Source organism: Lysinibacillus sp. RU7 (assembly GCF_057837305.1).
This window is the reverse complement of the sequence record NZ_JBYQFK010000343.1, coordinates 1-231: the sequence shown is the minus strand read 5'-3', so window position 1 is coordinate 231 and position 231 is coordinate 1. Positions and strand designations below refer to the sequence as shown.

General features: G+C 58.4%; 1 protein-coding gene. It reads right to left on the bottom strand.

Features of this window, described 5'->3' with window-relative positions:
• Positions 1-231 (bottom strand): hypothetical protein (locus AC3II9_RS22645; RefSeq protein ID WP_489159041.1); only part of this gene is annotated, 231 nt, incomplete at both ends.

Here is a 231-nt window from a genome sequence, read left to right as displayed (position 1 = left end):
CAGCCACACCAGGGCGCCCAAATAAGCCCGGTCTGCGCCCGTGATGACGACGTCATTTAATAGGGGAGAGCAGGCATTCAGGCAGTCCACCCGCAGGGCGCTTACCCTGACAAAGACCCCGGATTGCAGTTTGAATTCTTCAGCCACCCGGCCTGCAAAGGCCAGGCCCTCGTGCGGGTTGGCGGGATCAACAAAAGTGGCGGCATCGCCCATTTTGAAAAAACCTTCTTC